This window comes from Isoptericola sp. NPDC056605 (genome assembly GCF_042792795.1).
Classification (GTDB): Bacteria; Actinomycetota; Actinomycetes; order Actinomycetales; family Cellulomonadaceae; genus Isoptericola.
Map to the genome: position 1 here is coordinate 226,447 of NZ_JBHTVT010000006.1, position 10,664 is coordinate 237,110.

Sequence of the window (10,664 nt, forward strand, 5' to 3'; positions counted from 1 at the left end):
TAGCGTCCCGGTCATGACCAGCACCGACAGCACCCCGACCCCCGCCGCGGCACGCCCCGGCGGCTGGGCGGAGTTCGACCCGTGGGCGCCGTCGGACCCGGGCCCGCCCCCCGCCCCGCGCGGGGTCCTCGTGCTGGCGTGGGCGCTCGTCGCCGCGCTGACGGCGGCCGCCACGTTCGCCGTGGCGGACGCGGCACCGGTGCGCGGCACCGGGACGATCACGGTCCTGGTGCCGGCAGGCGTGGACGTCGCCGTCGGCGTCGCGGCGGTCGCGCTGGTCCCCGTGCTCTTCACCCGGCGCAGCGTGGTGGCCGCGGTCGCCCTCGCCGTCCTCGCCGCGGTCTCGGGGGCCGCGACGCCAGCCTCCACCGTCGGCACGCTGCAGGTCGCGCGCTGGTACCCGGTCCGCACGGCCGCGTGGGTCGCCGGGGCGGGCGTGCTGGGGCACGCCGTCCAGGCGCTGTGGCGGCCCGTGGGGCTCCCCCTCGGGTGGTGGCTCCTGTGCGACGTCGCGGTGCACGCCGCGCTCTTCGGCTGGGGCGCGTACGGCCGTGAGCGCGCCCTCGTGCTGTGGTCGCTGCGCGACCGGGCGCGCCGGGCGGAGGCCGAGCAGGAGCGGCGGGTCGCGGAGGCGCGCACGGCCGAGCGCACCCGGATCGCCCGCGAGATGCACGACACCCTCGCCCACCGCCTGTCCCTGCTGGCCGCGACCGCCGGCGCCATGGAGTACCGCCCGGACGCCGACCCGGCACAGCTCGCCGCCGCGGCGGGGCGGGTCCGCGCCGGCGTGAGCGACGCCCTGGAGGACCTGCGGCAGGTCATCCGCCTGCTCCGCGCCGGCCCGGAGGATCTCGGGCCGGTACCCGGCCTGGACGACGTGCGCCGCCTCGTCGACGACTCCCGCGCGGCCGGCACGGACGTGACCTACGAGCGCACGGGCGACGACAACCCTCCTGCCGCCGTCGCGACCGCCGTCTTCCGCGTGGTGCAGGAGTCGCTCACGAACGCGCGCCGCCATGCGCCCGGTGCCGCCGTCCGGGTCACGGTCTCGACCACCCCGGGCGAGGTCCGGGTGCGCGTGGCCGACGACGGCGCGGCACCCGGCGCCGTCGCCCCGGACGGGGTCGGCACGGGCACGGGGCTGGTCGGGCTGCGCGAGCGGGCCACGCTGCTGGGCGGCACGCTGGCCGCCGGCCCGGACGCCGGTCCCGCCGCGTCGCGCGGCTTCGCGGTGGAGGCGTGGCTACCGTGGGACGCGTGACGACGACGCCCGGGCCCGGCCCGCTCCCCACCGCCGGACCGGCGGGCGGCCCCGCGGACGCCGCGACGCCCGTGCGGATCGTGCTGGTGGACGACGACGCGCTGGTGCGCGCGGGCCTCCGCCTGATGCTGGACGGCGCCCACGGCATGACGGTCGTGGCCGAGGCGGCCGACGGGGCCGAGGTGCCCGGCGTGCTCGACGCCCACGCGGCCGACGTCGTCCTCATGGACCTGCGCATGCCCGGCGTCGACGGCATCGCGGCCACCCGGCGGGTCCGCGCCCGCCCGTCTCCGCCCGCCGTCGTCGTGCTCACCACGTTCGACACCGCCGAGGAGGTGGGCGGCGCGCTGCGCGCCGGGGCCGCGGGCTACCTGCTCAAGGACATGCCGCCGGCACGCATCGCCGCCGCCGTGCACGCCGCCGCCGCGGGCGAGCCGGTGCTGGCCCCGGACGTCGCGCGGCGGCTGATGGCCGCCGTCGCCGGCTCGGACGGGTCGCGCGACCGTGCCCGGGCCGCCCTGGACGTCCTCACCGCGCGAGAGCGCGACGTCGCCGTCGAGCTGGGCCGCGGCGCGTCGAACGCCGACATCGCGGCCCGCCTGTACCTCAGCGTGCCGACGGTGAAGGCGCACGTGTCGAGCGTGCTCGACAAGCTCGGGCTGGAGAACCGCACCCAGGTCGCCCTGCTCGTGCACGACGCCGGCGAGGCGTAGGGCTCAGCCCTCGACGAGGCCCGACTCCCAGCAGCCCTGCGGCTCCGAGGTGGTCACCGTGCCCGGGCACGACCGGTAGGTCCAGATCTGGTCGCCGAACGTGTCCCGGGTGCCGTCGACGTAGACCTCGAGCCCGTCGATCCCGGGACCCACACGGTGGTATTCGACGATCGGGTCACCCTCGACGGTCAGGGAGCGTACGAGGAGCTCCGCCCCCTCACCGCGTGCCGCCGCCTCGTCGAGGCAGGCGAACGCGTCGGCCAGCTCCGCCTTCGGCTCGCCCTCGCCGAGGTCCGGGCGCGCGGTCACCTCCCCGCAGGTCGGCAGGGGCTCGCGGGCGGCGAAGACGTCCTCCCCGTCGCCCGGGCCGCACGCGGCCAGCAGCCCGAGGCACGCCACGCCGCACGCCGCCGCGGAGAGCCGCCGGCTCCGGCCGTCAGACCACGTCATGCCCCGATGATGTCGTCACGGCCGCAGTTCTTGCACCCGTCGTCCCCGAACCATCAGCGGCGCCGGCGCCGGCGGCGTCGTCGTCGGCGGACAGCCCGAGGAACTCCGCCACCCGCGGGCTCGCCGGCGCGCGCAGCAGCACGTCCGGCGCGTCCACCTGCAGCAGCCGCCCGGCGTCCATGACGGCGACCCGGTCGGCGACGGTGAACGCCTCGTCGTGGTCGTGCGTGACGAACACGGCGGTGGTGCCGGTGGCCTTCAGGGTGTCGCGGACGTCGACGGCGAGCCGCTCGCGCAGCCTGCGGTCCAGGGCGGACAGCGGCTCGTCGAGGAGCAGCAGCCGCGGCCGCGGAGCGAGGGCGCGGGCCAGCGCGACGCGCTGCTGCTCCCCGCCGGACAGCGTCGCGACGGACCGGCCCGCGTAGCCAGCCAGGCCCACGTCGGCCAGGAGGTCGGCGACACGCGCGGCCCGCTCGGCGCGGGGCACGCCCTGCGTCTCGAGACCATAGGCCACGTTGCGGCCGACGTCCCGGTGCGGGAAGAGCTGGCCGTCCTGGAAGAGCAGGCCGAAGCCGCGCCGGTGCACGGGCACGCCCGCGAGGTCCGCGCCGTCGAAGGCGACCGTGCCGCCCGCCAGCGGCTCCAGCCCGGCGACGGCGCGCAGCAGCGACGACTTGCCGCAGCCGCTCGGCCCCAGCAGCGCGACGATCTCGCCGGCGGCGACGTCGAGCGACACGCCGTCCACCGCGACCGACCCCGGTCGACGGCGCGCGGCGCCGTACCGCACGACGGCGTCGCGCACGGCGAGCCCCGTCGTCTGCCGGGCCTGCTCCATCAGAACTCCCCTCCGGGCCGGTCGCCGCGAAGGCGCTCGGCCACCATCATGACGGTCGCGGTGAGCACGGCCAGCACCACGGACGCCGCGAGCGCCATCCCGTAGTTCTCGGCCCCGGGCCGCCCGATCAGGCGGTAGATGACCACCGGCAGGGTGGCCGTGTCGGGGCGGGCGAGGAACGACGTCGCGCCGAACTCGCCGAGCGAGACCGCGAACGCGAACCCGATCGCCAGCCCCAGCGACCGCGCGCCGAGCGGGCCGTCGACCGTCCGTAGCACCCGCCCGGGCGCCGCGCCCAGCGTGGCGGCCGCCTCCCGCAGCCGCGGGTCGATGGCGCGCAGCACCGGCAGCATCGTGCGCACCACGAGCGGGATCGCGACGACCGCCTGCGCGATCGGCACCAGCGCGCCGGAGGTGCGCAGGTCGACGTCGAGCCCCAGCGGGCGGTCCAGCGTGATGAGGAAGCCGAAGCCCACCGTCACGGCGGAGACGCCGAGGGGCAGCATGAACGCGGCGTCGAGCACACCGACGGCACGCCGCAGCCCGGCCCGCCGCGGGCGTCGCGACACGACGAGCGCCACGAGGCCGCCCACGACGACGGCGATCAGCGCGGCCCAGGCCGCGGTGCGCAGCGAGTTGCCCAGCGCCTCCCACACCGTGACCGTCAGGGCGTTGCGCCCGCCGGTGGTGCCGAGCGCCACGTAGTTGTCGAGGCCCCACGACCCGTCGGGCGCGCGCAGCGACCGGGTGACGAGCCCCGCCATGGGCAGCACGAGCAGCCCCGCCACGACGACGAGGGTGACGAGCGCCGGCGCGACGTCGGTGCCGTCGGCGCCGGCGCGCAGCCGCAGCCGGTGCGCCGACACGCTGTCGCTCGTGAGGTGCAGGGCCCGCTCGCGGCGCGCCCGGGCGCGGGAGCTGACCAGCAGCGCGCCCGCCACCACGACGAGCTGCAGCACCGACAGCACCGCCGCCGAGCGCAGGTCGAGGAACTGGGTGGTGCGCGTCCAGATCTCCGTCTCGATCGTGCCGTAGCGCAGGCCGCCGAGCACCAGCACGACGCCGAACGCCGTCGCGCAGAACAGGAACACCACCGCGGCGGCCGACGCGATCGCCGGGCCGAGCGCCGGCAGCGTCACGGTGCGGAACGCGCGCCAGGGCGTCGCGCCGAGCGCGCGGGCGGCCTGCTCGGCGCGCGGGTCGAGGCGCTCCCACATGCCGCCAACCGTGCGCACCACCACCGCGTAGTTGAAGAACACCAGGGCGAGCACGATGCCGGCGAAGCTCTCCTCCAGGTGCGCCCAGCCGAGCAGGCCGCCGGGGGCGAAGAGCGCGCGGAACGCGACGCCGACGACGACGCTGGGCAGCACGAACGGCACCGTCACCAGACCCCGCACCAGCGTCCGCCCGGGGAACCTGCACCGGTACAGCACGTACGCGCCCGGCAGGCCCAGCAGCACCGACAGCAGCGTGCCGGTGAGCGCCTGGGCGAGCGTCTGCCCGACGATCCGCCACGTGCGCTCCTGGGACAGCACCTCCGCGAAGCCGGACAGGTCGAGCGTGCGCCCCGCGGTGGTCTCGGTGAAGAACCCCTGCAAGACGAGCGACACCACCGGCCACGCGAAGAAGACCGCGAGGAAGCCCAGCGGCAGCACGACCGCGGCACCCCAGCCCAGCCACGCGCCCCACCGGTCGGCGCGCCACCGCGCCGCCCGGGAGGCCGGGCGGGCGGCGCTGCGCAGGGCGCGCGGCACGGGGCGCGTCAGCCGACGACCGTCGCCGTCCACTGCTCGATCCACTCGTCGCGGTGCGCGGCGACGTCCGCGGGCGCCACCTCGAACGGCTCGTCGGCCAGGGGGGCGAACTGCTGCCAGTCGGCGGGCAGCTCCACGTCCGGATCGGCGGGGTACATGTACATCTGGCCGGGCACGTCGGCCTGGAACTCGGGCGAGGTGAGGAAGTCGACCAGCTGCTTCGCGCCGTCCGGGTTCTCCGCACCGGCCAGCACCCCCGCGTACTCGACCTGCCGGAAGCAGGTGTCGAGCATCGCGCTGGTCGTCGAGGATGTCCCGTCGTCGCTCACGGTGAACGCGGGCGACGTCGCGTAGGACAGCGCGATCGGCCGCTGCCCGCCCTCACCGGCGCCGGAGAAGTCGACGTAGTACGCGTCCTCCCAGCTCTCGGCGACCTTGACGCCGTTGTCGCGCAGGTCGGCCCAGTAGGCCTCCCAGCCGTCCGTGCCGAAGGCTCCGATCGTCGCGAGCAGGAACGCGAGGCCGGGCGACGACGTCGCGGGGTTGGTGACCACGGTGAGGTCCTGGTACTCCGGCTTCGCGAGGTCCTCGAGCGTCGTCGGGGGCGTGACACCGTGCTCGTCGAACCAGCCGTCGTCGAGGTTCATGCAGACGTCGCCCACGTCGACCGGCGTCAGCGTGCCGGCCAGGTCGTCGGGCGCGTAGGCCGCGACCTCCGGGCCCAGGTCGGCGGGCTGGTACTCCTCGAAGACCCCGGCGTCGACGGCCCTCGACGCATAGGTGTTGTCCACACCGAAGACGACGTCGCCCAGCGGCGCGTCCTTGGTGAGCACGAGCTGGTTCACCAGCGTGCCCGCGTCGCCCGGTGCCACCTGCTCGACGGAGAGGCCGGACTCCTTCTCGAACGCGGCCAGCACCTCGTCGGAGACGGCGAACGAGTCGTGGGTGACGAGCGTGACCGTGCTCGACGCCCCGCTCGCGTCGTCCGCCGGCGTCCCGCCGCCGCACGCCGCCAGCAGCGGCAGGAGCGCGACGGCCCCGACCGCTGCTGCCGCGCTCCTGGTCCTGGTCGTGGTGCTCAGCGTCATGCTGTCCTCCTCAAGGTGCGAGAAGGGGGTCCTGCGGGCGCCCGGCACCGTCGTGGTGCTGCCGTCCGCAGGGAACGAGATTCCCGACTTCCTCCACCGGTGCTAACCGGGTCAGGTTCGAGGGTCTGCGGCGGTCCGCACTCTCAGCGCCGGTGGGCGCTCCCCTGTCGTATCAGCACGAGCCTACCCGTCGACACCGCGCTACCGTGGTCCCGTCCTCGGCCTCGGGGTGTGACGTGCCTGACGTGCCGTGACACCGCCCGTCGGCCGTGGACGCCGGACCAGGACGACGCCCCGGCGGTAGCACGCCGGGTCAGACCGAGGGAGAGCACGTGACGGACACCGAGCAGCCGCTGGGCGTGAAGGTCGGCACGGTGGTGCTGACGATCGCCGCCGGATGGGTCGCGCAGAAGCTGATCGGGGTGGTCTGGGAGCGGGCGACGGGCAACGTGGCGCCCACCAACCTGGACGACGACGAGCTCTCCATCGTGCAGGCGGTCACCTTCGCGGCCGTCTCGGGCGGCGTCGCGGTGCTCGCGAAGCGCCTCGCCCGCCAGGGCGCCGGGCGCGCGGCTGCCCGGTTCGTCTCGGGCCGCTGACCCGCCGATTCCCCGCACGGTCCCGTCAGTGGCTCGCGCGGGGACGACGGCGGGCCAGCTGCGCGTCGTGGCCGTGCGGTCGGTCCACCGGCCGCACGGCGGCGAGCGCGCTGCTCAGGCGGTCCGCCGCGTCCTTCGCGGGCGGTGCCGACCGGACCACCTCCGCCGCCGTGAGCGCGGCGTCCCGGTCCCCGACCGGTCGCGCGAGCTCCTTCATCACCTGCTCCCCCGCCGACTGGGCGGACACGCCGACCTGCGCACCCGCGTCGGCGAGGACCTCGGTGGCCACCGACTCGTCCACGCCGCAGACGGCCATGATGGCGCCCTTGGCCTGCTCCGCGGCTGCGGCGGCGACGAACGCGCGCGAGACGGCGCGGTGCGCCTCGCGCTCCAGCGCGTCGCGCACGACCGGGCTCGCGTCGATGACGTAGCCGACGATCTGCGACGACGCGCCGTCACTCCCGTGCCGTCCCTGACCCGTGACGACGACCGTGTGCGTGCGCCCGTGGTCGTCCACGACGCGGTGTGCCCCCGAGAACGGCCGCCCGGCACCCAGTGCGACCACCGCCGTCCGGGAGAGCCGTTCACGGTCGTCCGGGTGCAGGTGGGCGCGCAGCACCTCGGGCCCCGGTGCGACGGAGCCGGGCTCACGCCCGAAGATCCGGAACACCTCGTCCGACCACCACCACTCCCCCGTGGCGACGTCGACCCGGTACCGGCCCACGAGCAGCTGGCTCCCGGCACCCAGCAGCTCCGCGAGGGCGACGAGCTCGCGGCGCGGTGTGTCGTTGGGCGTGCTGGACATCGAGGACCACCCCCAGTGCCGTGCAGCTGGGTCCGGCGCGCAGTTCTCCTGGCTCCACCACGGTACCGGGACGGCACGACACCGCCACCGCACGGCGGGTGACGTGCGGTGGCGGTGCTCGGTGGTGCTGTCGGCGCCCGTGACGGGTTCGGACCGTCAGGCGACCGTCGTCGCCGCCGCCTCCGGCTGCTCGCCGGCCGCCTCGGCCCGCTCCTCCGCGACCGCCTTGCGGTGCTGGCCGAAGGAGTAGACGACCGCGGCGGCCCAGCCCACGGCGATGATCGCGAGCACCAGGGTGCGCACGCCGTCGCTCACCGGGAACGAGTCGAGGGACAGCAGGGTCCGCACGTTGGTGAGGACGATGATCCCGCCGACGGCGGAGCCGAGGACGCGCGGCGGCACCAGGCGGACGAGCCACGCGGCGATCGGCGCGGCGATCAGGCCGCCGATGAGCAGCGCGAGGGCCCAGGACGGGTTGATGCCCGCGGTCCCGAGACCGAAGAGGAACCCGAGGCTCGCGGCCACGGCCACGAAGAACTCGCTGGTGTCGATCGAGCCGACCACCTTGCGCGGCTCCATGCGGCCGCTCGCGAGGATGGCGGGCGTGCCCACCGGGCCCCAGCCGCCACCACCCGTGGCGTCCATGAACCCGGCGACCAGCCCGAGCGGGGTGAGGAACCGCTTGCGGAGCGGCTGCCCGAGACGGTCCGTACGCAGCCCGCGGAGCGTGAACCGCAGCAGCACGTACAGGCCCAGACCCAGCAGCAGGATCGACATCAGCGGCTTGGCGATCTCGGTCGACAGCCACGAGAGGAAGGTCGCGCCGGCGAACGCGCCGATGGCACCGGGGATGCCGATCTTGATGACGACCTTCCAGTCCACGTTCCCGAACCGCCAGTGCGAGGCGCCGGACGCCAGGGTCGTGCCGACCTCGGCGAGGTGGACGGTCGCCGACGCGGCCGCGGGGTTGGTGCCGATCGCGAGCAGCAGGGTGGTCGAGGTGACGCCGTAGGCCATGCCCAGGCTGCCGTCGACGAGCTGCGCACCGAGGCCCACGAGGGCAAGGAGGACGAGAGTCCGCACGGGGGTTCCCTCCGTTTCGGCGCGGCAGCGGGTCCGCCGCGTCTGCGACGAAGTTACCCGATCGGCTCTATCGGATTCAACGGTCTCAAAAATATGTCCGTATCGCGAGACGAGGGTTTCTGCGGCGTCGCGTGAACCAGGCCGACGACCGTGCGGCGCCTCTGGCGCCTACGCCGATCCGGCGTGGCTCAGGGGCTGACCCACGCCGATTCCTGCTCGGTCAGCCGGCGCACGACGTCGGGGATCGTCCCGGCCGCGAGGTCCGCCAGGGTCACCTGTTCCAGCACGGCGCGCACGTTCACGCGCAGCGCCACCCACACGTGCAGCAGCGACGCGGCGGCGCCGGTGTACTCCAGGTCGGAGGGCCGCGCGTCGCGCACGAACACCAGCGGCCCGTCCACGGCGCGCACGACGTCGGCGACGGTCACCTTGTCGGCCGGGCGGGCGAGCACGTACCCCCCGCCTGCGCCGCGACGGCTCGCGACGATGCCCTCGCGCCGCAGGTCGCTGAGGATCGCCTCGAGGAAGCGGTGGGGCACCTGCTGCGCGCGGGCGAGGGCCTCGGCCGGGACCGGGCCCTCGCCGGACGCCGCGAGCTCGGCGGCCGCCCGCACCGCGTAGTCGGCCTTCGCGGAGATCCTCATGACGACGCCACCGCGGCGCCCAGTCGCGTGCCGGCCAGCAGCGGTCCGGCCTCTCGGGCCGACGCCGCGAACGACCCGGTGAGCGGCAGGTCCGGCAGGATGACGGCCTGGGCCGCGTGGTAGATGTCGGGCTTGCCGACCCACGTCCGCCCGGAGGGGCGGTTGTCGGTGTCGAGCTCGTGGAACCAGGAGCCGCGCTCGTGGTCCACCAGGTGGGCGTCGATCCACGCCCACCACTCGTCGGCGAGCTCGGCGTAGCGCGCCTCGCCGGTCGTGCGGTGCAGCACGTCGGCGGCCGCGGCCGCCTCGGCCGCCACCCAGTGGAAGCGGCGGGCCTCGACGGGGCTCCCGTTCCAGTCCGTCGTGTAGACGAAACCTCCCGCCGGCCCGTCCCACCCGTCGGCCACGGCGCGGTGGAACAGCTGCCGGGCCGCGTCGGTGCGCTGTCCCTGCGTCCCCCCGGCGACGTCCACCTGCAGGAGCAACCGCGCCCACTCCAGCCCGTGGCCCGGTGTGGCGCCGTACGGCTTGAAGGGGTCGTGCGGACGGTCCGCGTTGTACTCGAGCTGCGGCTGCCACGCGGTGTCGAAGTGCTCCGGGATCCGCCAGTCGTTGCCCGCCGCCCAGTCGATGACGCGGTCGGCCACTACCGCTGCTCGGTCGAGCCAGCGGCTCTCGCCCGTGGCGTCGTGGGCGGCGAGGAGCGCCTCGACGGAGTGCATGTTCGCGTTGACCCCGCGGTACGGGTCGACCGTGCCCCAGTCGCGCGACCGCTCGTCGAGGTGGAGCTGGTGGTCGGCCTCCCAGAACCGCCGGTCGAGCACCGACAGCGCCGCCTCGAGGAGGGCCACGGCACCCGGCGTGCGCGCCACGGTCCCCGTCGACCCGGCGAGCACGACGAACGCGTGGCCGTAGGCCTGCTTGAGCCCGTCGAACGCGTCTCCCGGACCCCTGGAGGCCAACCACCCGCCCTCGTCGGCGTCGGCCAGCGTCCGTGACAGGCCGGCGATACCCCGGTCCAGCAGCTCCCCCGCGCCCTCCACACCCAGGAGGTGCCCGAGCCCGAAGGAGTGCGTCATCCGGCACGTGATCCACAGGTGGGCCGGCTGCGCCGGGTCGACGGCCCCGGCGTCGTCGAGCCACCCGGCGGTCCCGTCCCCTCCCAGGGACGGCCGCGCGAAGTCCAGCAGGCTCAGGAAGTGTCGGGCTCGCCACGACGGCGTCGGTCCGGCGGCGGGGAGGTGCGGTGCTCCAGTCACCCGACGAGCCTAACGGCACGCCGCCGCACGGGGTCGCGGGACGCGGGCGACGGAGCAGCAGCGTCTGCGGTGGGGGTCTGTTCGGGGGTATGCGAAAGGCCCACCCCGGTGTGGGGTGGGCCTTTCGTGAATGGGTGTCCGGCGGCGTCCTACTCTCCCACCCCCTCGCGAGG

At 75.5% G+C, this 10,664-nt stretch carries 11 protein-coding genes and 1 riboswitch; of the genes, 3 read left to right on the forward strand and 8 right to left on the reverse strand.

The features are described 5' to 3' along the window. The first annotated feature begins 13 nt into the window (after positions 1-13). Entirely contained in the window at positions 14-1,261 is a 1,248-nt protein-coding gene (locus ACFQ8Y_RS09045; RefSeq protein WP_430585253.1) for a sensor histidine kinase, read from the forward strand. Then, on the forward strand, positions 1,258-1,974 hold the full coding sequence (locus ACFQ8Y_RS09050; RefSeq protein WP_430585254.1) for a response regulator transcription factor: 717 nt from the start codon (positions 1,258-1,260) through the stop codon (positions 1,972-1,974). The genes ACFQ8Y_RS09045 and ACFQ8Y_RS09050 overlap by 4 nt, the downstream gene beginning before the upstream one ends. Positions 1,975-1,977: 3 nt before the next feature. On the opposite strand, the gene ACFQ8Y_RS09055 is transcribed toward ACFQ8Y_RS09050, so the two are convergent. The 4 genes from ACFQ8Y_RS09055 to ACFQ8Y_RS09070 all read right to left on the reverse strand — a co-directional run bounded on the left by ACFQ8Y_RS09055 (position 1,978) and on the right by ACFQ8Y_RS09070 (position 6,101). Beyond that, positions 1,978-2,424: a hypothetical protein gene (locus ACFQ8Y_RS09055; RefSeq protein ID WP_430564820.1), complete on the reverse strand. Its 447-nt coding sequence runs from the start codon at positions 2,422-2,424 to the stop codon at positions 1,978-1,980. Further along, the gene (locus tag ACFQ8Y_RS09060) at positions 2,411-3,259 is read right to left on the reverse strand and encodes an ABC transporter ATP-binding protein (RefSeq protein ID WP_430585255.1); all 849 of its coding nucleotides are present in this window, start codon (positions 3,257-3,259) and stop codon (positions 2,411-2,413) included. Before ACFQ8Y_RS09060 ends, ACFQ8Y_RS09055 begins: the two co-directional genes overlap by 14 nt. Beyond that, positions 3,259-4,935 carry an ABC transporter permease gene (locus ACFQ8Y_RS09065; protein WP_430585261.1) on the reverse strand — a complete coding sequence of 559 codons (1,677 nt, stop codon included), beginning with the start codon at positions 4,933-4,935 and terminating at the stop codon, positions 3,259-3,261. Before ACFQ8Y_RS09065 ends, ACFQ8Y_RS09060 begins: the two co-directional genes overlap by 1 nt. A gap of 86 nt (positions 4,936-5,021) precedes the next feature. Continuing rightward, the gene (locus tag ACFQ8Y_RS09070) at positions 5,022-6,101 is read right to left on the reverse strand and encodes a thiamine ABC transporter substrate binding subunit (protein ID WP_430585256.1); all 1,080 of its coding nucleotides are present in this window, start codon (positions 6,099-6,101) and stop codon (positions 5,022-5,024) included. A 71-nt stretch (positions 6,102-6,172) separates the two neighbouring features. Continuing rightward, positions 6,173-6,277, reverse strand: a riboswitch (TPP riboswitch). Positions 6,278-6,433: 156 nt separating this feature from the next. Between ACFQ8Y_RS09070 and ACFQ8Y_RS09075 the strand changes: the two genes are divergently transcribed. Continuing rightward, entirely contained in the window at positions 6,434-6,700 is a 267-nt protein-coding gene (locus ACFQ8Y_RS09075) for a DUF4235 domain-containing protein (RefSeq protein ID WP_430564816.1), read from the forward strand. A 25-nt stretch (positions 6,701-6,725) separates the two neighbouring features. Here ACFQ8Y_RS09075 and ACFQ8Y_RS09080 read toward each other — a convergent pair whose 3' ends face one another. The 4 genes from ACFQ8Y_RS09080 to ACFQ8Y_RS09095 form a co-directional block, all read right to left on the reverse strand. Beyond that, positions 6,726-7,505 (reverse strand): PAS domain-containing protein, encoded by a 780-nt coding sequence (locus ACFQ8Y_RS09080; protein ID WP_430551507.1) that lies wholly within the window; start codon positions 7,503-7,505, stop codon positions 6,726-6,728. A gap of 156 nt (positions 7,506-7,661) precedes the next feature. Further along, positions 7,662-8,588 carry a sulfite exporter TauE/SafE family protein gene (locus ACFQ8Y_RS09085; RefSeq protein ID WP_430551508.1) on the reverse strand — a complete coding sequence of 309 codons (927 nt, stop codon included), beginning with the start codon at positions 8,586-8,588 and terminating at the stop codon, positions 7,662-7,664. A 188-nt stretch (positions 8,589-8,776) separates the two neighbouring features. Further along, complete coding sequence (locus ACFQ8Y_RS09090) at positions 8,777-9,232, reverse strand: RrF2 family transcriptional regulator (RefSeq protein WP_430551509.1); 456 nt, start codon at positions 9,230-9,232, stop codon at positions 8,777-8,779. Next, on the reverse strand, positions 9,229-10,491 hold the full coding sequence (locus ACFQ8Y_RS09095; RefSeq protein WP_430585257.1) for an AGE family epimerase/isomerase: 1,263 nt from the start codon (positions 10,489-10,491) through the stop codon (positions 9,229-9,231). The genes ACFQ8Y_RS09090 and ACFQ8Y_RS09095 overlap by 4 nt, the downstream gene beginning before the upstream one ends. Between the last annotated feature and the right edge of the window lie 173 nt (positions 10,492-10,664).